19 protein-coding genes and 1 pseudogene are annotated in these 22,386 nt (G+C 44.6%); 3 read left to right on the forward strand and 17 right to left on the reverse strand.

From position 1 onward, the window contains the following. Positions 1-140: 140 nt before the first annotated feature. From MKY98_RS21340 to MKY98_RS21365, 6 genes are all read right to left on the reverse strand, one after another. Positions 141-2,030, reverse strand: coding sequence for a beta-glucoside-specific PTS transporter subunit IIABC (locus tag MKY98_RS21340; RefSeq protein ID WP_029518186.1), 1,890 nt, complete (start codon positions 2,028-2,030; stop codon positions 141-143). A 250-nt stretch (positions 2,031-2,280) separates the two neighbouring features. Then, the gene (gene licT, locus MKY98_RS21345; protein WP_029518185.1) at positions 2,281-3,111 is read right to left on the reverse strand and encodes a BglG family transcription antiterminator LicT; all 831 of its coding nucleotides are present in this window, start codon (positions 3,109-3,111) and stop codon (positions 2,281-2,283) included. 276 nt (positions 3,112-3,387) lie between these two features. After that, positions 3,388-4,827 carry a 6-phospho-beta-glucosidase gene (locus MKY98_RS21350; RefSeq protein WP_069012595.1) on the reverse strand — a complete coding sequence of 480 codons (1,440 nt, stop codon included), beginning with the start codon at positions 4,825-4,827 and terminating at the stop codon, positions 3,388-3,390. 888 nt (positions 4,828-5,715) lie between these two features. Continuing rightward, positions 5,716-5,817 (reverse strand): transposase, encoded by a 102-nt coding sequence (locus MKY98_RS21355; RefSeq protein WP_081317620.1) that lies wholly within the window; start codon positions 5,815-5,817, stop codon positions 5,716-5,718. A 1,010-nt stretch (positions 5,818-6,827) separates the two neighbouring features. Beyond that, positions 6,828-7,667: an enoyl-CoA hydratase/isomerase family protein gene (locus MKY98_RS21360; RefSeq protein ID WP_029518183.1), complete on the reverse strand. Its 840-nt coding sequence runs from the start codon at positions 7,665-7,667 to the stop codon at positions 6,828-6,830. A gap of 28 nt (positions 7,668-7,695) precedes the next feature. After that, on the reverse strand, positions 7,696-8,922 hold the full coding sequence (locus MKY98_RS21365; protein ID WP_069012662.1) for a M20 metallopeptidase family protein: 1,227 nt from the start codon (positions 8,920-8,922) through the stop codon (positions 7,696-7,698). A 224-nt stretch (positions 8,923-9,146) separates the two neighbouring features. Here MKY98_RS21365 and MKY98_RS21370 point away from each other — a divergent pair, with 224 nt between their 5' ends. Beyond that, positions 9,147-10,460 carry a hypothetical protein gene (locus tag MKY98_RS21370; RefSeq protein WP_029518181.1) on the forward strand — a complete coding sequence of 438 codons (1,314 nt, stop codon included), beginning with the start codon at positions 9,147-9,149 and terminating at the stop codon, positions 10,458-10,460. 173 nt (positions 10,461-10,633) lie between these two features. Here MKY98_RS21370 and MKY98_RS21375 read toward each other — a convergent pair whose 3' ends face one another. The 3 genes and pseudogenes from MKY98_RS21375 to MKY98_RS21385 all read right to left on the reverse strand — a co-directional run. After that, a complete protein-coding gene (locus MKY98_RS21375; protein ID WP_069012594.1) occupies positions 10,634-11,113 on the reverse strand; it encodes a DinB family protein in 480 nt (159 codons plus the stop codon). A 292-nt stretch (positions 11,114-11,405) separates the two neighbouring features. Further along, a complete protein-coding gene (locus MKY98_RS21380) occupies positions 11,406-12,194 on the reverse strand; it encodes a TrmH family RNA methyltransferase (RefSeq protein ID WP_069012593.1) in 789 nt (262 codons plus the stop codon). A gap of 77 nt (positions 12,195-12,271) precedes the next feature. Beyond that, positions 12,272-12,937 (reverse strand): annotated as a pseudogene (locus MKY98_RS21385) (potassium channel family protein); the annotation flags it as partial. 160 nt (positions 12,938-13,097) lie between these two features. Here MKY98_RS21385 and MKY98_RS21390 point away from each other — a divergent pair. Then, positions 13,098-13,331, forward strand: a complete 234-nt coding sequence (locus MKY98_RS21390; protein ID WP_016819939.1) for a small acid-soluble spore protein SspI — start codon at positions 13,098-13,100, stop codon at positions 13,329-13,331. A 151-nt stretch (positions 13,332-13,482) separates the two neighbouring features. Here the strand turns inward: MKY98_RS21390 and MKY98_RS21395 are convergent, their stop codons facing one another. The 3 genes from MKY98_RS21395 to MKY98_RS21405 form a co-directional block, all read right to left on the reverse strand. Next, positions 13,483-15,063, reverse strand: a complete 1,581-nt coding sequence (locus tag MKY98_RS21395; RefSeq protein WP_029518174.1) for a peptide chain release factor 3 — start codon at positions 15,061-15,063, stop codon at positions 13,483-13,485. A gap of 308 nt (positions 15,064-15,371) precedes the next feature. Beyond that, positions 15,372-16,928, reverse strand: coding sequence for a glucose-6-phosphate dehydrogenase (zwf, locus tag MKY98_RS21400; RefSeq protein WP_029518173.1), 1,557 nt, complete (start codon positions 16,926-16,928; stop codon positions 15,372-15,374). 187 nt (positions 16,929-17,115) lie between these two features. After that, on the reverse strand, positions 17,116-17,880 hold the full coding sequence (locus MKY98_RS21405; RefSeq protein WP_069012592.1) for a YwmB family TATA-box binding protein: 765 nt from the start codon (positions 17,878-17,880) through the stop codon (positions 17,116-17,118). Between the two features lie 247 nt (positions 17,881-18,127). Between MKY98_RS21405 and MKY98_RS21410 the strand changes: the two genes are divergently transcribed. After that, positions 18,128-18,592, forward strand: coding sequence for a hypothetical protein (locus MKY98_RS21410; protein WP_069012591.1), 465 nt, complete (start codon positions 18,128-18,130; stop codon positions 18,590-18,592). Between the two features lie 75 nt (positions 18,593-18,667). Here MKY98_RS21410 and MKY98_RS21415 read toward each other — a convergent pair whose 3' ends face one another. The 5 genes from MKY98_RS21415 to MKY98_RS21435 form a co-directional block, all read right to left on the reverse strand. Continuing rightward, on the reverse strand, positions 18,668-19,318 hold the full coding sequence (locus MKY98_RS21415) for a response regulator (protein WP_013372995.1): 651 nt from the start codon (positions 19,316-19,318) through the stop codon (positions 18,668-18,670). Then, on the reverse strand, positions 19,296-20,375 hold the full coding sequence (locus MKY98_RS21420; protein ID WP_029518169.1) for a sensor histidine kinase: 1,080 nt from the start codon (positions 20,373-20,375) through the stop codon (positions 19,296-19,298). The genes MKY98_RS21415 and MKY98_RS21420 overlap by 23 nt, the downstream gene beginning before the upstream one ends. 16 nt (positions 20,376-20,391) lie before the next feature. Beyond that, the gene (gene liaF, locus MKY98_RS21425) at positions 20,392-21,039 is read right to left on the reverse strand and encodes a cell wall-active antibiotics response protein LiaF (protein WP_029518168.1); all 648 of its coding nucleotides are present in this window, start codon (positions 21,037-21,039) and stop codon (positions 20,392-20,394) included. A gap of 149 nt (positions 21,040-21,188) precedes the next feature. Continuing rightward, complete coding sequence (locus MKY98_RS21430; protein WP_013311895.1) at positions 21,189-21,893, reverse strand: PspA/IM30 family protein; 705 nt, start codon at positions 21,891-21,893, stop codon at positions 21,189-21,191. Further along, positions 21,893-22,381 (reverse strand): PspC domain-containing protein, encoded by a 489-nt coding sequence (locus MKY98_RS21435; protein ID WP_029518167.1) that lies wholly within the window; start codon positions 22,379-22,381, stop codon positions 21,893-21,895. The genes MKY98_RS21430 and MKY98_RS21435 overlap by 1 nt, the downstream gene beginning before the upstream one ends. Between the last annotated feature and the right edge of the window lie 5 nt (positions 22,382-22,386).

Below are 22,386 nucleotides of genomic sequence, written 5' to 3' on the forward strand. Positions count from 1 at the left end.
GAATAGTTTTCACAACCGTACAAGCTAATTTAATTGACATATTGTCAATTACAAATCGACTTATCTGCTACCTGAAAGGACGACAAAAAAGCTCTGATGATCCGGGAATATGGATCATCAGAGCCTTGTCCTTAAGACATTTAGGCAATGCTTTCTTTCTCATTCAGAGCGCTAGACAGTTTCAACAGCGGGGCCTGCTCCGTTACCTCTCCTTGAGCGATTGGAAGGACTTCAGTATATTCGGAAGAATTCGTAATGATAACTGGCGTAATCGTAGGATAACCCTCTGCCCTGATTTGCTCAACATCAAACTCAAGCAGTAGGTCCCCAGCTTTCACCTGATCGCCTTCTTTGATATGGGACGTAAAATGCTTACCGTCCAGCTTGACCGTATCTACTCCGACGTGAATCAGAACTTCTGCGCCATGATGCGAAACAACTGCAAGCGCATGTTTTTTCTTGAACGCCACGGTGATGGTTCCATCGAACGGGGCTACGACTCTGCCCGTTGTCGGTTGGATGGCGATACCTTTACCCATAGCTTCCGAAGCAAATGCTGGATCGGGAACCTCCGACAGAGCGACCACCGTTCCTTCAATCGGGCTTAGTACCTCTTCATTAGAAACTGCAACTGTAGATGTCGATTCTTTAGCCGAATTGTTAGTAGTTTCCTCTTCTTCAACTGGATCTTCAAAACCTAAAATATAAGTCAAAATGGCCGACACCAGGAATGAAACGGTAATCCCTAAAATCAATCCTGGGAAGCCTTGTCCGCCAGGACCGTAAAAGATCGGCAAGGTCAGCAATCCAGGTGCGCCGGAGGCAAATGCTTGCGTTCCCGCTTGACCGATAATGGCACCACCGACAGCACCACCGATAATACCTGCAATAAACGGACGTTTCAACGGCAGCGTAACCCCATAAACTGCTGGCTCCGTGATGCCGAACAAAGCGGTAAGTGTAGCGGAACCCGCTAGTGTTTTCAGCTTTTTATTTTTCGTTTTCAGCATAACACCGAACGAAGCGCCGGTTTGAGCAAAGATGGATGCCGCAGCGGAAGGTTTGATCCCGTCTCTGCCATTAACAGCAATATTATTAATGAATACAGGTACAAGACCCCAGTGAACACCGAAAATAACGAGCAACTGCCAGCAAGCACCAAGAATTGCTCCAGCCAGCAGCGGACTAAAGCTGAACGCAGCAACGAGCGCGGTAGCGATTGCGTTGCCCACATACACCCCGACTGGACCAAAAACCATCAGGGTCAGAGGAAGCATAATTACAAGTAGAATCAAAGGTGTAATAAAGTTTTTGACACTCTCATGGATCACGCGATTGCACCATTTTTCCAGCTTACTCATGACGATAACGGCTAAAATTATCGGAATAACGGTAGATGAATAACTCATCATCACAATAGGAATACCGAAAAAGTCTGTAGGTGTACCTTCTGTTTTCAACGTGACAATGGTCGGGTAAAGCAGCCCTCCGGCGATGGTCAGAGCAACGAAGATATTACCTCCAAATTTCCGTGCCGTTGTAACCGCTAACAAGAGCGGCAGGAAATAAAACAAGCTGTCAGCCGCAGCATACAAAATCATATAAGTAGTGTCTTTCGGAACCAACCAGCCGAGGTTACTCGCAATCAGCAGTAGACCTTTCAAAATACCGGACCCCGCCATAACTCCGAGCAACGGTGCAAAAATACTGGAAATTACGTCGATTACAGCGCCAAACCCTTTCTTGCCTTTAGCTGAATGATCTTCTTTTCCAGTTTCATTTAAAATGTTGGATACTTGGCCGATGGCATTATACACTTCTGGTACTTTGTTGCCGACCACAACCTGGAACTGGCCACCGCTCTGCTTGACCGTAATAATTCCATCAGTTTTCTCCAGCTTTGCCTTGTCTGCTTTTGCCTCATCTTTTAGTACAAAACGCAGGCGCGTGGCGCAGTGTACGAGCGATACTACATTTTTTTCGCCGCCTACCAGGTGCACAATTTCTTTAGCAAGTTGTTCATAACTCATGATGGACACCTCCATGTTCTAAGGGGCTTTTTACCATATTTAGGCACACAAAAAACCTAAGCCTTGAAAAATGGTGGGCACTTGAGTCCCGCAATTTTTCATGACTTAGGTTTTGCCTGCATAACCAGTAACAATCCCAGTTAAAAATTATTAAATTCCTGTTACTCACATAATACATTTAATCTACCATATTTGTCAACAAAAACATTTTAAATATATTTTTGATTCTTTTTTACTAAAAAAGTTCAACTTATCTGTTCACCACTCGTTCAATATGCACAGTCAAATACAGCTTTTCTTCGTTCGTCAATTCGTGATTGTATTCTTTTTTTACAAAGGTTCCGATTTTCTCAGTACAAGCAGCTGCTTCCTTGTGCTTTTCCTTAATCATGTCATACAAATGGTCATAGTTATTTTCATAGTGATTTCCCTTAAATACGCGCTGGGCAAAAAATTTCAGATGCGTAATAAAGCGGAAATAACTCAAAGAATCCTCGTCAAAATCAACCTTAAAATGGTACTTTGCGATATTGATAATTTGCTGGATAAACTTCGTGATACTCATGGTTGTAATGACTTCCTCGTTCATTTCAGCATTTACGATGTGAAGGGCAATATAAGCTGCTTCATCTACAGGCAGTTCAATATCGAGCTTTTGTTTGATTTGTTCCAGCGTTTTCAGACCTATCGCAAATTCTTCTTTGTATAGCTGTTTGATTTCCCACAACAACGCGTTTTTGATTTCCAATCCTTCCCGGTATCTTTCAACAGCGAAATTGATATGATCGGTCAGCGAAACATAAATATTTTCGTTCAGCTTTCTATTCAGATTATGCTTGGCGTCATTTATGACTTCCTCTACAATCATGATCAAATCAAGCGGTACCTCACGTAACAGCATTTTAAAGTTATCGGACGTCTGTTTGTTTTTCAGAGCAAATACCTTCTGAATTCTGGTTTCGTCTACTTTGTCTCCAGGCTTTTTCTTAAAAGCAATCCCCCGACCCATCACCACGAGTTCGGTACCGTCCGTCTGGTAGACGCTGATTACATTGTTGTTAATGACCTTTGCTATGTTCATCTTGATCCCCCGTTCCATATGCCAGCAAGAGCCACACTTGCTCCATCCTCTTTATTGTAAACAGAAAAAAACCGAAGCACGCCAAATAAACAAGACTGTAACATCTTCTTATTTGTGGCTTAGGTTTTGCCTGCTACGCAGTAACAATCCTAAAAATGATGGAATTGCGTCAAGTATAGCCCGAAGAGGAACGATTGTCAACGCTTTCAATGAAGAAACGAAGATCGGAAATCCCCGTGGGCCCGGGATGTCCGATCCTATTTACTTGTGGTACGATTATTCGCCCAGATTTTCTCCGTCGGAATGAATTACGTTTTTGTACCAGTGGAAGCTTTTCTTTTTAATCCGTTTCAACGAACCTTCGCCTTCGTTGTCGCGGTCCACATAAATATAACCGTAACGTTTTTTCATCTCTCCTGAGGAAGCGCTGACAATGTCAATAGGTCCCCAACTTGTGTAACCGATAATTTCGACTCCGTCTTGAAGAGCCTCACCCATTTCGGCAATATGCCGCTTGAGATAGTCGATCCGGTAATCGTCGTTAACTTCTCCTTCAGGCGAAACCACATCATTGGCACCAAAACCGTTTTCCACTACGAACAGAGGCTTTTGGTAACGATCATGCAATTGGTTGGCTGTGATGCGGAATCCTTTGGGATCGATCGTCCAGCCCCATTCGGACTTATCCAAATATGGATTGGCTACGGAGCCGAATACATTACCACTGGTCATATTCTTGACGATTTCCGGGTCTGTGCTGGTCGTCCGGCTTGAATAATAGCTGAATCCGATATAGTCAACGGTGTGATCTTTCAGAATGGCTGCGTCGCCTGATTCCATCTCAATGTTTAATCCATGATCCTTAAAGAAGCGCTTCGCATAACCAGGATATTCGCCGCGTGACTGAACATCAATGAAGAAGTAGGACTCGCGGTCTTTTTCCATGCCCTGATATACATCTTCGGGATTACACGTATACGGATAGAAGCTGCCGGCAGCAAGCATACAGCCAATCTTCGCATCTGGGATAATCTCGTGACACGCTTTTACAGCCAGCGCACTTGCAACAAGCTGATGATGTGCAGCCTGGTACTGAATTTGTTTAACGTTTTCACCTTCTTGAAAAACAAGACCGGCGCCGAGAAACGGCAAATGGAGAAGCATGTTAATCTCGTTAAATGTCATCCAGTACTTCACTTTATCCTTATAGCGGGTGAATACTGTTTTGGCATAGGTTTCAAACAGACCTACCAGCTTCCGGCTCCGCCAGCTTCCATACTTCTCGACCAGATCCACTGGCACGTCAAAATGAGCGAGAGTAACGACTGGCTGAATGCCATGTTTATGCAACTCGTCGAACAAATCATCGTAGAATTGCAAACCTGCTTCATTAGGAGTAACGTCTTCTCCTGTTGGAAAAATACGAGCCCAGGCAATGGAAACACGCAGCGCCTTAAATCCCATTTCTGCAAATAGCGCGATATCCTCACGATAGTGATGATAGAAATCAATGGCTTGGTGGGAAGGATAGAATTCGCTTTCAAGTGGAGTCAGTGAAGGAACATTCCCTTTCATTATGCTTCTTCTCTTCTCTCCGGTAGGCAGTAGATCCACCAGACTCAATCCTTTACCGTCCTCCAAATAAGCACCCTCGGCCTGATTGGCAGCAAGAGCACCGCCCCATAAAAAGTCTTTAGGAAAAATATAACTGGACATAAACATTCTCCTTCCAAATGTGTAATAAAAGGGGTAGCGAAGGGTGACAGACAATAAAAAAAACCCAAACCAGCCTGTGTACACTTACAGTGTAAACAAGCCAATTCAGGTTATGCCCTATCGGTAACATCCCATGAAAAGGTTATACGTATTTGTTTGAAACTCTAACAAAGATTTGGGAACCTGTCAAATTCATTTGATAAATGACACGCAGCCCCTGTGGGTTATATCATACAACAGCATTAATTCAAATGCCTATTGGGTAATGAATTGAACCATGAAGGAAACCCCAGATAAACGACTTTACGAAAGATACCTGGCTGTTCGTCTTTGTCTGGAAGGGCACGTGTTTTCGAAGATCGCCGATCTACTCAGTCGCTATTTTAAGATATTTTGTTGCAAGAAATTTAGAAAATCCCTTTGCATAGAGCCAAGAGGAAGAATTTTTTTGATTATCTTGAACCTCCAATGCTGTCCTTTAATGTTAAATGACCATATTGCAGAAGACAGATATATGGAATGATATTTTTGTTCTTGTAAATCAGCTACTTCAAATTCAACTTTCTGTACTACTTTAGTGGAAAATAGATTGAGGAAAAGGATAATAATTTTACCATTATTTGGGAGTAATATAGCTCGACTTGTCCAAGCCGAAAGGCTTTGAGGAGTTGAATAGCAGATAAGCATGTTAGGTTCTCTATGCGATTCAGTTAGCTTATTAATAGTTTTTTTGTTAATGAATATCATAATCAAATACCTTTCTATTTGGATGTTCAAATGAAATGACATTTTAAATAGTATCTTCCAAAATATTCAAAACTTGAATTGTTTCCAGTTGTTAATCCGTTTCATAAACTGGCCGACATGAAGCTTAATCTTATAAAACCTCTAAAAAAACACGTTATTCGCCACATTGGATTTAAGCCACAGCCATAGCCCCTCTACTGGATTTAGGTTGGGACTATAGGGCGGAAGAAAGACCAGGTGCAGGCGTAGATGTTCCTATCTCATTTGACAATATAATTAGTCTCATTTAATGTTATGAACCACATCTGGTGCCTCTTTTATCTGATATAACAAAGGAGGATAACCATTTCGAAATACCAGAACATCAGGCACATGTAACCAAAATTTTTTCTCTAATTTTTTTGTTTTATATGGGATGGGGACTTCAACGGGTTGAACATAGTAATATAATGTTGAAACATCCACCTCTAGAAAATAATAAAATAAACACTCATTCAATGAGTGGCACTCGACAGTACGCTTCATCTTTCTACTGTGAAAACTTCCGATGATGTGAGGCCTTTGCCAGCTGATTTTATTATCTACTCTCCGTTTTGGTGAGAATTCTTGGTCTCTTGTAGCCAGTTTTTATTATTCTACATTAAAGATTCCATGTAGAAAACCTCCCTTCCTGGTAATCAATATTACCAACCTCCAAAGCGTAAATCACTCGGCTATAATGCAATGCTAAGTTTGACTTCTGGCCCACAGTCCGTTATCAGATACGGTTGCTCGACAAGAAACACCGTGCTGAAAATGCGGTTTTCCTCTTTAGGAATATATCCCCTTCTCCTTTCGGGTAACAAATTAATTAGCTGATCTAGTTTTTATCTTTTCATAAATAAAATTAAGAATAGAGATTTTCACATGTAACCTCTAAAAAAGCGACACTACATATTTTCTGCAGCGTCGTCTCGTTAGTGTTATTTTTAATTGTTGTTTCAAAGTGTCTTATGGCAGTTATTAACCACATATAGCTTGAATTAAAAACGTTCTCAGAATATCTAAAGTAATTTAACGATACGGATTCAATTCAGACAATAATCTTTCTTATCTTTTAATAATTCATGCCTTTTATTTTCTTATAGAGCACAGTGTAAATGTATCCGGTAGATATATTTTTAGCTTCGCGGTATTGATCAATTTCTGTCATGAAGAACAAGTCCTTGTACTTCTCCGAGTATTCTACGAATCGTGTAGGTCCCGCCATAGCTCTAATGAACTTCTTTGCCCATTAGACGTCCTTGCATTTTTTTCAGCCGCTCCAGAGCTCCTTCTTCATCAATGGCCATGTCGTACATTTGGTGGGCAAGCTGGAACCCTTGATCACTGACCAGGGCTTGTTTCCATGGACGGGATATAATGGAGTGGGACAGATGTCTCGTTGAACGCGGTGCCTGCATGATCATCTCCGCAAGCTCCCATGCGCGAGGAAGAAGCTTTTCCCGGGGCAGGACTTCACTAACGATGCCCAGGTCCAAGGCGGTTTGACCATTGATATTCTTGCCGGTGTATGCGTAATATGCTGCTTTCTTGAAACCGATCATGTTCTGCAGTGTGAGCAGCATTCCATCTCCGGGAGGTGTGCCTCCCAGATAATGAGGATCAAAAAAGTCCGCGTCTTCAGTACAAATGGTAATATCGCAGAGAGTTGCGAGTTCACAGTGCGTTCCCGGCCCGTTGATCGCCCCGATGGTGGGGATGTCAATGCAGAATATCAAATTTTCAAGCAGTCTCAGCGATTCATGATACTGTTCGAGCTTCTTTTGCTTCGGCCAGTCCATAAATTTTGTATTCCAGACCTCAGGGTCCCCTATTACCCATTTATCCCCTGTTCCTGAAATAATCATTACCTCGTTCTCAGGGTCGCGGCCAATATCTGACCATGCATGGGACCATGCCGTATGGGCTTCCCAAGAATGCTTGTACGGCCCTCCGTCGGTATGCAACCGTACTTCGATGATTCCGTCACGGCGGGTCATTAATAGAAATTCCTTGTATTTCTCCGAGTACTCTTCAAATTTGGTTGGTCCAATCATACGTCTCTCTGTCATTTCAATTCCTCCTGGTTTTGTTGAGATATTATCTATTACTTTCAAGCCAATCTCTGGCGAAAGCAGCGTAAGCCGCAGCCCCTTTGTACAGCACCTCATCCGAGAACATCGTCTTTGGATGATGCACAGGGTAACCATAGCCTTCCTCGGTATTGCCTGCGTTAAGAAATACTGAGGTACTTGGCACCGCTTGTGAGACAAATGCGAAGTCTTCCGATCCCATTAATTTCCCGCCGGGTATCAATTGGGTTATACCGATTAAGGAACTGGCACCAAAAGTGTTTGCAATCGTAGTTCTCATTTGACGGTTAAGCCCGCTGTCCGTTTTCACCTCAGGACATCCCCTGGTATAGATCACATCCACCTTTGCCTGAAAAGTTTCTCCGATACCTGCAGAAATGTCGTGGATACGGGTTTCCATTTTGTCCCGCAATGCGGCGTTAAATGTGCGTACGCTTCCTTTCATTCTGGCCGTATCGGGAATCACGTTGTTTGTACTTCCGCCTTCCATCACGCCAATGGTAAGGACGGCACTCTCAACTGGCGGAATTTCACGGCTGAGAATACCCTGCAGCGCCAGATGAAGATGAGCAGCCACATTTAACGGATCGACCGCGGCACTCGGCATTGCTCCATGTGCACCCCTTCCGCGGATGATGATTTCGAACCAATCAGAGGAAGCTGAGATAGCTCCACCGGCCTCAGGCACTACAAATTGCCCGATAGGAATTGGCATTCCGGTCAACACATGAAGCATCATGGATGCATCCACCTTAGGATTGTCAAGAATCCCATTCTTAAGCATCATCTTTGCCCCGTGCAGAGTCTCTTCACCCGGCTGAAACATAAGCTTAACCGTCCCGCGAAGCTGCTCTTCGTTGGCCTTCAGGATCTCCGCAGCTCCGAGCAGCATGGAAGTATGCAAGTCATGACCGCATGCATGCATGTTTCCGTTCAACGACGCAAAAGAAAGCTCCGTTTCTTCTTGAATGGGCAGCCCATCCATATCCGCACGGATAAGAATCACCTTCCCGGCATGTTGTCCGCCGATCGTAACCATTAGACCTGACTCTCCTACGGGAGTAGGCTCAAGCCCCATCGACTCCAACACCTCTTTTACGTAGGCAGTTGTCCTCGGCAAACTTAAATCAAGTTCCGGAACCGCATGAAGATGATGCCTGTGCTTGACCAATTTGTCCTGCAGCTGATGGGCCATACTCAAAAAATCTCCAGCTTCTTCAATCACAATAAACATCTCCCAAAGCACAAATTGAATGAACGTAAGAACAGGGTAAACATTCCCCCCTTCATATTTTAAGACTTTTTAAGAACACTTTTATCGTACTTTTAAATCCATTCGCTGTCAAGAGAAAATAAGACATTTTAAGAACATTATTTTAGAGGCTGCCGGAACATTGAAATATCACATTTATTGTGATATAACTCTTTTGATTGAACTGTTTATGAAAGGAATCTATCATGAAAATCAAGCTGGGTATTATCACGCCTGAGACCCATATGGACTATTTCCGCGCCATTGAAGAAGAAATGCGGCCCTTATGTCAGTTCAGGTTTCTTACAATCAGTAACTTCCGGGAAACAACAGACATCTATCTCAAAAACTTAGATTCGGTGGATGGATTTGTGATCAGTGGCAGGATGCTTTACGAGTCAATCGATAAGGAATGCCTGGATGAAAAAGTACCTGTTCACATTTTGCAGGATGATGAAAACCTGCTTTACAGGGAACTTTTCCGGCTGCTGGTTACAGAACCTGGGCTTGATATATCCCGGATCTATGTGGATTATGCGTATATAATCAAGTCTTTCAGCGAATTCCAGCAATACCTGACTCATGAGGGAAAGCCCATTGACAGCGGTGATCTGCTCGAACGGGTGGAGACAATGCTGGAGAACCATATCACTCTATGGGAAGACAAGAAAATAGACTTGTCCATCACCGCGTTCGGCCACTTTGTTCCAGAACTCAAAAAGCACGGAGTCAGATATATCTTAATCCGGCCCACTTTGGAAAACGTTAAAGAGACCATAAGAGAGATCATCAACGAGATTACTATCCTCAAGCTTAAGAGTCAGAGGGCAGTTGTCGCATGCTTATCGACCAGAACGGCGGATCCGCTATCTGAAGAGCAGCTTCATGAGCTAAAGGTCCTTGTCGGCAGGTTTCTGCGCAGCGTGAATCTGGCAGACACGGCCCAAATTTCGGAAGGCTTTGTCAGACTATACACCACCTACGGAAATTTCATGAAAATCACCACTAACGCGCATAACTGCACCCTACTGGAGTATCTGGAAGAGCGCATAAGCGACAAGGTGAAGATCGGGTGGGGCTCGGGACATGAATATTTTCAAGCTAACATTAACGCCACCAAAGCTCACAGACAGGCGGAAGCCTTTACGGGCAGCTGCAGCTTTTTTATAAACGAGGATCAGAAGGTTATCGGCCCAATGCGGAGCATGAATGTCATACAGTTCTCTGAACAGGGGGACCCGGAAATCATCGCGTTAGCCAAAACTATCGGAATAAACAACATCAACTTGCAAAAAATCATGTCCTATGCAGAAATCATGAGAACAAATAAATTATCCTCTGAGGATGTTGCTGGCTGCCTGTCCATGACCGTCAGAGGTGCAAACCGTATCCTTAACAAAATTGAAGAAAGTAAATACGTACAAACGGTATTTGAAAAACGAGACAACAGTAAAGGGCGACCCAAAAAATACTACGAACTGTTGTTTCTTGACAAAGAAGGGCGCAAATTAAGCAGATGACACTCATTGTTACGTTTGCCATTTCGACTTTAAATTAATGGCAAAAAAGGCACATTTTCAAAACTGAAAACGTGCCTTTTTTTTTGAGCTTGATTTACCAAGCCAAATCACTTCCTGGCCGGACGACCAGCTCTGCATATGCTGCCCCCTCATCTGCGAACAACCTAAAAACATTATTTAACTCGAATTTGTTTCTTTAACAACATGATTTGTCCGATATGATATGCATTATGAATACTTAAATTAGAAACAACTCCCCACCAAGGAGCATTAAAATATTCTGGAAGTTGTTTTGTGAGCTTTGATTCATCTGTTTCTTCTAAAATAACTCTCCAATTGCTAAATACATTCTCAAGTCTATTTAATGTTTCCTTCCAGCCTAAATCATTCAATTGATCTTGAGTCAAAGAAAATGTCTCATCATTGTTAATAGCATTATTTAATATAAATTCTCCTGCCTTAAAACGCTCAAGCCATGTTTCATTCCAATAAATAAGATGATTCACTATGGACCATATGGTTTGTTTATTGTCATTCTCAGTAACTGCTTCCGTTGCTGTTAGATCATCCAGTATATCCGCAAGAGGAATGAACCAACTCTTATCGTTATAACATGCAGTTAATTGATCTATTAAAATTGATTTATAGGTCATCAAATGCTCCTCATCTCTTAATCGATTTAGGGTTCTTTCGGATAACGTTCCTATATTCACGACTCAGCGAATGCCGGACCCAGGACGAAATTCCGCAGCATGAATATTATGTTAGATGTAACGGCCTACTTTGAATTACCTTCAGTCGTTCTTACAAAAGAAAAACACCAAGCCACTTCTACTTGGGTTTTCGGGGACATTGACTGTCTCATTTAGATGGTATAAACAGTCTCATTTAATAATATAATTAGTCTCAATTGATGTTATAAACCACAGCCCCATGTTCACTCTCTTAGTTTCGTTGTCTCATGGCCTCAAATAACAGCACCGTAGAAGCCATCGCCGCGTTCAGTGATTCCGCTTGCCCCTGCATCGGAATGAATACCGACTCATCCACCATGCGCGCGGTAGCATCAGAAATACCTTGGCCTTCATTCCCAATCACAAGCCAAGTGGAAACACGCAAATCTATGGCATAGCATGACAAGCTCGCATCCAACGAGGTGCTGAGCAAGCGGGCACCTTTACTTTTGGCCTGCGGCAAAAGCTCCTCCAGACTGCCTTCAATCACCGGCAGGTGAAACAACGATCCCATCGTGGAGCGGATCGTTTTGGGATTGTACAGGTCGGCACAGCCATGACCCAATATTACGCCTGCGGCTCCAGCAGCGTCCGCGCTGCGGATGATGGTGCCTACATTGCCGGGGTCCTGCACCCCGTCCAGCACCATTACCAGTGCATCCGGCTGCTCCAGCAATGCCTGGAATGCGCTGCGCTCCTCCTTACGCACGATGGCAAAGACCGACTGCGGCGTCTTCGTATCGGTGCATTTTGCAATGACCGCCGCTGACACGGGAACCCATTCCACCGGCTGGTCTGCTGGATCCAGGCCATTCAGCTCGGCGGGAATGCCCTTGTCCAAATCATAGGCGACGGTTTCGACAGCCGCGTCCGAACGCAGCGCTTCCTGCACCAGATGAATACCCTCGACAATATATTTATGCTGCCGTGTGCGATGCTTTTTCTCCAGCAGTTGCGCCCACTCTTTTACACGCGCATTATTCGGTGAAATGATTTCCATTCGTTTAACCTTCCGTTTCTTTGTCCGTTTCAATAAAAATAAATGATGTATCACTTGCACTTGAACACAAGCCCTCATTAGGCTGCAAATGCCAGCTCCAGCTTGGTCAGGTCATCCTTGTGGCCCACAATGACCAGTACATCACCCGGCTCCAGACGATCCTCGGCATAAGGTGAAATGTTCATTTCCTGATTTCTGCGAATCGCCATCACATTGCAGCCGAAGCGTGCACGTATGTCTAACTCTTTCAGGTTTTTTCCAATCATGGAATCGGCGGCTCTCATCTCCAAAATACTGTAGTCCTTGGACAGCTCGATATAATCCAAAATGTTGGGGGATGTCAAATGATGGGCTACCCGTAACCCCATATCCCGTTCAGGATAAACGACTTTATCTGCACCTATCTTTTGCAACACTTTTCCATGCAGCTCATTTTGTGCCTTGACCACAAGAGCTGGTACGCCCATGTCCTTGAGAATCAATGTCGTCAGAATACTGGCCTGTATATCTTCGCCAATCGCAACTACGATTACGTCAAAATTACGGATACCCAGCGCTCGCAGCGCTTCCTCATCCGTCGAGTCGGCAGACACCGCATGCGTCACAATATTCGACATTTCCTGTGTACGCTGCTCGTCCGAGTCAATAGCCAGCACATCAAAACCCATCTCACTCAGCGCACTGGCAACACTGGAACCAAAACGTCCCATGCCAATAACCGCATACTGTTTTTTTGCCATTCCTTCTTTACCTCCCGATCACCATACTGTCCGTCATAGTATAGCATATCATGCTACAAACATAAATTTTGACATACTTATGCCAAATGCTTCTCCATGTATACTGGACAACAGCCCAAGCCATAATACATACGATCACTACTACAACATACGGGAGGTACACATGCCCATTACAATGGATTTACGACAAGCAATTGTTCACAAAGTACACGGCAAATCAGAAGCTGATCTTACGGATATGATTATTGGGTCAGTGGACGGGCCTGAAGCCGCTCTGCCTGGATTGGGTGTCATTCTTGAAATCGCTTGGAAGCATATGAGCCCAAATCAACAGCACGATTTCGTCCATTTGGCACATGAACAAATCGATAAAATCAAACCCGTGCCTTTAACCTAGCTCTAGCTATTTAACTTTTTGTTCCAATTTAATTGTGCTCATTATTTTACCCGTATTCGAAAATGAAAATAGTCCACTCGCATTCACATCGAGTGGACTATTCGTTGTATACACTAAATGACTGAGATCAAACTGTTCTGCTTATTCAATCTTACGGAGCCATTTCTAGAAACTTAGCTGTCGGGTTTTTCTCCATAGCCGTACGCATGGCATACTCGTTTTCGAACAAGGCGACATAATTGCCCTTCTTATCCTTTACCAGCGTAGAGTTAATACGGAACTTGCTCGGGTCAATCTGCTCATCCACAATCCAACGTGCAAATTGGAATGGCATACGCTGAAGCTGTACATCAACTCCATACTCACCCTTCATGCGGTACTCAAATACTTCAAATTGCAGTTGGCCGACAACACCTAATAGTGTATCGTCAAAGCTTACCGTACGGAAAACCTGAATCATACCTTCCTCGGTCAACTGGTCAATACCCTTCAGATACTGTTTGTGCTTCAAGGCATTTTTCACCGTTACCTTGGCAAAAATCTCAGGCGAGAAGGTCGGCAATTCATCAAACACAACCTCGCTACCTTGGCTGAGTGAATCACCAATACGGAAAATACCCGGGTCAAACAATCCAATAATATCGCCAGGAAATGCCTCCTCGACAATATCACGGTCCTGTGCCAGGAACTGCTGTGGCTGAGACAGCTTAATCTCCTTGCCCATACGTACATGCTTAACACTCATCCCGCGTTGAAACTTACCAGACACAATACGCAAAAATGCAATACGGTCACGGTGAGCCGGGTTCATGTTCGCTTGAATTTTAAATACATAGCCGGTAAACTTTTCGTTTGTTGGCTCAATTTCCCCAGCTGTACTACGGCGTGGCTCCGGTTTAGGAGCAAGCTGAAGGAAGTTTTCCAAAAATGTTTGTACACCAAAATTATTAATCGCACTGCCGAAGAATACCGGTGTTAATTCTCCGCGCTGTACTTTCTCCATGTCAAAAGGGTCACCCGCGACATCAAGCAACTCCAAGTCTTGGCATAATTGGTCATGCAAATATTCGCCCGCCATCTCACGAATGATCGGATCATTGTAATCTTCCACTTTTTGTACTTTAATCGTGGAATGGTCATCTCCCTGAAACAGCTCGACCTGATTTTTGACACGGTCATAGACACCGCACAGCTCGCGTCCTGTACCAATCGGCCAATTCATAGGCACCGAACGGATGCCAAGTACCTGCTCCAACTCCTCCATCAAATCAAAAGGACTGCGTCCCTCACGATCCAGTTTGTTAATGAAGGTGAAAATCGGAATTCCACGCTTCGCACAAACTTGAAACAGCTTAATCGTTTGCGCTTCCACACCTTTCGCTACGTCAATCAGCATGACTGCACTATCTGCTGCTGTTAATGTACGATACGTGTCTTCACTGAAATCCTGGTGACCTGGCGTGTCCAGAATGTTGATGCGGTGACCATTATAATCAAATTGCATCACTGAGGATGTTACAGAGATCCCCCGCTGTTTTTCAATCTCCATCCAGTCACTCGTGGCGTGTTTGCTTGCTTTACGCGCTTTAACTGAACCAGCAAGACGAATCGCGCCCCCGAACAGCAGCAGCTTTTCCGTCAGTGTCGTTTTACCCGCATCCGGGTGAGAAATAATCGCAAACGTACGCCGTTTGTCGACTTCCTGTTGAAGTATATCTGTTGTTTTACTCATTTCACATATCCCTTCATGATCAAATCCATTGCATTCCTGCTCAAGCTATTCATAAAAAGGCCATGATGCACGCCTGTTTTCATAAAATCATCGGCTCTATCGGCTCATTGCCGTTAGCCCCATTATTCGGCGTACCCCGTTACCATATTCATTATAAATACGATCTATTTACATGTTTTAGCCTGCCTTTAACTTAATAATCAGTTGCAAACTGAAAACCTGAGACTAAGCTATTATAGCACACTCCGAACGCAAAGCATCCCCTTACGTCCTAAACAGGACATAGGGGGATGCAGGACAAAACGGGATTACTGAACGCCGCCTACTCGCCAGATGACATTATCTTCATCCTGACCGCTAACCGGCCACCACTTGAAGCCATCCTGCTCCAATAGCTTGTGAGCACCTTCCGGTCCCCATGAGCCTGCAGCATAGGTTTCCAGCGTATCCGGGGTCTGCTGCCATGCTTTGGCGATTCGATCGACGAATCCCCATGCCGTGGCAACCTCATCCCAACGCGTGAAGTACGTCGAATCACCCTCAATCGCATCCATCAGCAACCGTTCATAAGCCTCCGGTGAGTTGATACCCACCATACAGCTTTGGCAAAAATCCATAGCCAATGGCTCAATATCTGATTCCGAGCCAGGTTTCTTGGCATTAATTTTAATGTAAATGCCCTCCATTGGATTGACCCGAATTACGAGCAAGTTCGGTTCCAGCTTATGCTTTTGACCGAGGTACACGTTCGTTGGCATGCTCTTAAATTCCACAACAATCTCCGTTGTTTTTACAGGGAGACGTTTGCCCGTACGAATATAGAACGGTACGCCAGCCCAACGGAAATTATCAACAAACACGCGTGAAGCAAAATAAGTCTCTGTGTTTGACTGTGGATCAACCTTGTCTTCTTGGCGATATCCCGGCAACTGCTGACCGCGATAACTGCCTTCGATGTATTGACCACGCACCACATTGGTTTTCACATCGTCAGACGTTTCAAAAGGGCGCAGCGAACGCAGCACTTTCACCTTTTCATCACGGATATCCTCAGGCAACAAACGACTAGGTGGCTCCATCGCAATCATCGTTAGCATTTGCAGCATATGGTTCTGTCCCATATCCCGCAAGGCGCCGGAATGATCGTAGTAACCTCCGCGTTCCTCCACCCCTACCGTTTCACTAAGCGTAATTTGCACATTGGCAATATGCTTATTATTCCACAGTGGTTCAAAGAAGGCGTTCGCGAAGCGGATCACCTCAATATTTTGTACCATTTCCTTGCCAAGATAGTGATCAATCCGATAAATTTCTTCTTCGGCAAATACTTCTCGTATTTCAACGTTCAATTCTTGTGCAGATTCGAGGTTATAACCGAATGGCTTCTCAATGACAAGACGATTCCACCCTTTGCCATCCATCATGCCGCCATCTTTCAAACTCTTAGACACGCTTCCGAATAATTCAGGAGCCAAGGCCAAATAAAACAACCGATTTCCCGGTATGTTAAACTTGCTTTCTATAGACTCCGTCTGCTGTCTCAACTCATGGAACCCTTCGACATTGTTGATATCAAGCGATTTATATTCAAAATGCTCGGCAAATGCCTGCCAATCTTGATCATTTTCTGCTTTGTAGCGACTAAACTCCTGTATGGAAGCATACAGGTCATTACGGAATTCTTCCTCTGTGCGAGGACGCCTTGCTACACCAATAACGGCAAAATCCTCAGCAAGCTTGCCTTCGCGGTACAAGCTGTAAATAGCAGGAAAAAGCTTGCGACGAGCCAAATCGCCCGTAGCGCCAAAAATAAACAGAACTGCGCCTTGCGTCACAACAGATTCTTTAGCAGGTATGTCAGCCATGTAGTACCTCATTCTTCCCATGTCAAGATTCCGCAATCCACAATCCCCGAAATCCGCATGTAGTATTGTGTATATTTATACAAGATCATACTTGATTTTCGAAAAACATGGAACTAAAGATTTGATGATATTTTAGCATATCCTACATGGATAAGCTATCCGATGAATCATCAATTTACCTTATAAGTCAGTATTCAATCGTGATGAGCGGAAAACCGAGCGTTATACGTGTATCCTGTTGCTCCTTATCTTCATGTACAGCCATCTGCATCTGGACCTGATGCTCACCGCTTTGAATCATTAACGGCAGCTCTGGAGCTTCATAGGATATAGCCACAGTAGTCGCATCCGTATATCTTTCTTTGGCCTGCATGGAGATGTTCCCTGTTAAGCTCGCTTCTGTCAGTTTCAACAGTTGATCTTTGGATTCCTTTGTATGCAGCGAACGCTGAAGGGCCGTGTTCCACTGCGCTTGAATCCCCATAGACTTTAATTGCTCAGCACAGAGTTTATGAAGCTGAATCAACGGCTCACGTCCTGCATCGTTGCTCTCCAGTTGAACGACTACATACCATTGCCCAGTTTGACGTTCCATTACATTTAAGCGGATTTTTAGATCCTCACTATTACGAACAGAACGATAAACCGTGTGTCCATTTTCCACGAGTTTGTTTACTGTGGGTATATTCAGCTGATCAGCTATCTGTGCCGCTACATCTGCCGGCTCTTCATGGTTAGAAATCCAATCGCCTTGCCACTTCACAACCAGCTTATCCAGCGTACCCGGGGCCTGGTCCGAGATGGTTAACAATGAGCGTAAAGCCGTTTCTGCCTCGCGGGAATCATATCGGTTTGTCTGAAGGGTTCCGTAACGCCAGCCAGCCAGTACCAGCACCGTTCCTATTACCAAAATCGTAATAATCCCTTTTCTAATCAACTCTGCTTTTAGCATTATCGTTCCTCCCGCTCCACAACCATCCGATTCCCACACCTACGCTCTGAATACTTTCTTTTTCGGCTGGTTTGAAATCTATGAATCTATTAATAGCATTCCCGTTGTCAGAGGTTTTATACACACAGCAATACGGCAAAGCCCTTCTAAAATATTCATCTGCCTACTGGGTGTTCGACCATACATCGTAGGCACCGTAAGAATAGACTATGATCACAATGCATCTTACACCAAAAGAGGTGAAATCATGTTTCCGATTTATCCTGTAAATGAAGCCAGTGTGGCACCTCATGGTGGACGTCTGGTCTGTGCCGTTATGCGTGATGGTACACGACACATCGGCATCTTAAGTGGGTGTAGCAAAGGCAAGCTGATGTTGAACGGATATCCACCCTCCTTTCCTGGCAGTCTCTATGCTGGGAGCTACAGTAACAAAGGAAAACAAACCCCTAAAAAGATTTCCTCTAAAAAGAAAAAAAGGAATCCTAAAAACAAAGTTCGCACCTCTGCCAAACTAAATGCCTTAATTAAGCCGCCCAATGCACCTCTGAGTCCATCCTTTCCTTATGACGCAGGCGGATTTGCTGGAAATGGCTATAGTAGTTATGGAAATGGCAAAGCAGGCTATCGCGGTGGGTACGGCGGATATGGATACGGTGCAGGGCTTGCACTAGATCTGACTTTAATCGCCTTTTTATTCCTCCTGATCTAAACACCTTGTTATAGAACACAAAAAACCGGAGAACTATTATCGTCTCCGGTTCTTTGTATTCGTTTATTCTACATTCTACTCTGCTAATCCGTTCTTATAGGCATAGATCGCCGCCTGTGTACGGTCTTCCACTCCTAATTTAGCGAGAAGGTTCGTGACATGGAATTTTACCGTCTTAATCCCGATAATCAGCTCGTCTGCGATATCCTGATTAGACTTCCCTTGTGCCAACAGGCGAAGTACCTCCATCTCACGATCAGTCAGCTCCGTATGGGCGGGCGCTTCAGCCTGTGGCTGGCGGAATCGATTCATCATCTTGGAGGCCACCTGTGACTCTAGTACGGACTGTCCACGTGCAGCTGCACGGATCGCATCCGCTATTTCGGAAGCGCGAGACGTTTTAAGCAAATAGCTGAATGCCCCTGCCTCAATGACCGGATACATTTTCTCATCGTCTAAATAACTCGTCAGCACAATCACCTTTGTCTCTGGAAGCAGACGAGTTACTTGGCGTGTCGTTTCGATGCCATCCATGCCATCCATGACCAGATCCATCAAAATCACATTTGGCTTGTATTCGGAAGCCAACCGTATGCCTTCTTCTCCGCTTCCGGCCTCGCCGACCACTTCAATACCTTCTTCCGTCCCCAGCACCGCCGCAAGACCAATTCGTACCATTTCATGGTCGTCTACCAGCAGTACGCTAATCGGTAATTCCGTTTCCATGATCATCGTTCCTTCCGCTTTCATCATTAATAACTGGCACGGACACCTCAATCCGTGTCCCTTTTCCTGGAGCCGTTATATACTGAATCGCTCCCCCAATTTCACTGACCCGCTCCTGCATCGTGGATAATCCATATGAAGTCTGCTTTTTCTCATCCAGCTCAAAACCAATACCGTTATCCCGAATCGTCAGCCTGATGGAATCTGGGCGTTGCACGATACGAATTTCCATGCGGGTTGCTTTGGCATGGCGCAACGTATTAGACATCGCTTCCTGCACAATACGAAACAAGTGGTTCTCAATGCCTTTAACCAACTGTACTCCGCTTTCAATCTCAAAATCAATCTCCATCGGTACCTTTGCCTGCAACTCTTGTACCAAATCACGCAAACCCTGCTCAAGCCGTTTCCCTTCCAGATAGACAGGCCGCAGATGAAGTAGTAACGCCCGCATTTCGGATTGTGCCACGGAAGACATTTCTTCAATTAGTGCAACTTGACGCTGCGCTTTATCAAAATCCTTATCCAGCGTCCTTCCCACAGCCGTCGCGGTCATTGAAATAGCAAATAATTGCTGTGATACGGCATCATGCAACTCTCTGGCCAGCCGCTGCCGCTCCTCCACAATCGCAGTCATCCGTGCCTGTTCCGCCAACTGAGCATTATCCGTGGATAAGCGTTGTAAAGACGTAACTTGTTCCTGCCATTTACGTCCAATCCGTTCCAGCTGCTCTCCCAGTCTACCAAGTTCATCATGCCCTAGGGGCGGCAACTCACGTGCAGGGGTTCCCTTTTCCCACATCAGCAACGTCTCTCTCAACATTTCCAGTCTGCTTTTAAAGCGGTAGCTTTCATAAAATCCGTACATTGCCCCTGTACCAATCAACACCAGTATAACGGCTCCTGCAACTTTCAATATCATTCCCCAGGTTGGGAACGACTTCACATATCCATATGTATACAGCATATAAAAGACAACTACGCCCACAACAACACACAGGAGGATACCTTCACCCATACTGCGGGTTACCATGTTGGACGCTTTTTTATGATTCATCCCGGCTCCTCCTGATTCAATAAAATCGGACGCGAACATCGCCCGCCAAGTACGAAACAACAAACTTCACTTTATACTCACTCTGCTCAAAATGGGGAGACTTCCAAACTAGTCGATTGAGCATCCCCGCCTCATGGTCCCGGTCGAACTGAATCTGTCCGAACAATATGAACATCTCCACCTCTACACCGTAATTATCCGGTAGGGTGATGTCAATATCACCGAAGATCCCCTGCAAAAATATGACGGGCTCACGTTCCTCTGGAAGAGCCAACGTCAGGTCGGCATCCACGTCCCCAACCACATGCCATATGCTTGTGCTGCGCAGGCTCCAAGGCACTTCATCCCATTTATGATTGGATATAAAATTGTGCTTGAATATGGAGCTTTGACCTTTATGCAGCTTCCTTGAACGTGAATAGAATATAGCTAATGATGCTAGTGTAACTACAACAAACAGGAACAAATGATCCAGCACTAACAATCCAGCACCAATCGCGAGCATCGTGTAACCCTTTTTGATTTTGGAATTGCGGATCTTATATATTCCGGCCAACATTAGGATCAGTGCAACCACGGAGAGGAACCCAATCCACTGACCGAATAAAATGATAATTCCGATGCCAATCCCTGCCAGTGCCAAGGCTGATTTTCTTCTCTCCATGCTGCACCCCCTTTTTGTTTATACAGGACGGAAAAGCCATAGTGGCGCAACATTCCGCCATATGGCTTTCCTGAACCATACAGATTAGGCACGATCATCGACCAATGTCCATTCCATACAGCATATCATAATGTCTTGTTTCCGAGTAGTCAGTCCTTCTTCATATCGACTGGTTTAACACCTGTCTGAATTTTGGACTTAAGCTGTTGAAGCTGCTCATCCACTTTAAACTGTTTTTCAGCCTCAGCCGGATTAACATATGCTTCTCCTGGAGCTTGACGGTAAGGAGCACGCAGTACGTCAGCTTCAGCTTCCATTTGCATAATTTTTTCTTCCATACGGTGGAAGCCCAATGAAGCAGACCCACTTTCAATCGTATGCAAACTATTGATTTGAGACATTTGCTTTTTGGCTTTCGCCATTTGAGCACGGGATACTAACTCATTGCGCTTGTTGCGCATTTTATAGAACTCATCTTTCATGTCGTGAAGCTGTTGTACTAATTCTTTTGCTTGAAGCTCAGCTTGTGTATGCAAGTCGCGGTATTCGTCCTGCTTTTGCACAAAATAAATCTTCTCTCCCAACAGCTTGCGCGCTACTTCTTCCTGACCATTTCGCAATGCGGATTCGGCTTGCTTCTCACGCTCATTGGATACACGTACCGCTTCCTCTAAACGCTGTTTCATACGTCGTTCATTCGCCATTTGCTTGGCAACCGTTACCTCAGCCTCGTGAATTTCCGCCTCCATATCGCGCAGATATTGATTCAACATAATAATCGGATCTTCCACTTTATCCAACACTTCATTCACCGATGCTCTTGTCATATCCTTCATTCTTTTAAAGATCCCCATTATTTACGATCTCCCTTCTCAAATTGCTCTACTTTTTTGCGTAACTCTGCCAATTCTTTTTTCATTGCCTTTTTCTCAATATCTTCCATCATGGAATCCAAGTCATTGTTCTGACCTGTGTTAAATTTGGATGAGTTGCGGGCATCTTGACCAAAAAACGGGTTCGAATTGCCATATGCACCGCCCTGGTTGTAACCAGTTCCCTGCCCATACTGCGATCTTGTATTGTTACTGCCATAATAGCGTGGATCCTGTTGATGGTAGGGCCCGCTGTCAGGGCCAAATCCTCCATCGAAAGGAGATCTCGGCTCCTTGGAGATAACCAGTGCCGCAATCACATAAATCATAAATGTGGTTCCTGCTGTAATAAAGAAACTGATCACAACCAGAATACGAATCCATGTTGAGTCCATTCCTGTTGCGTCAGAAAGACCGCCACATACACCTGTTATTACTCTATCCCGGCTTGATCTGTAAATTCGGGTCATTATCA

The organism is Paenibacillus sp. FSL M8-0228 (assembly GCF_038007385.1).
Lineage (GTDB): Bacteria > Bacillota > Bacilli > Paenibacillales > Paenibacillaceae > Paenibacillus > Paenibacillus polymyxa_D.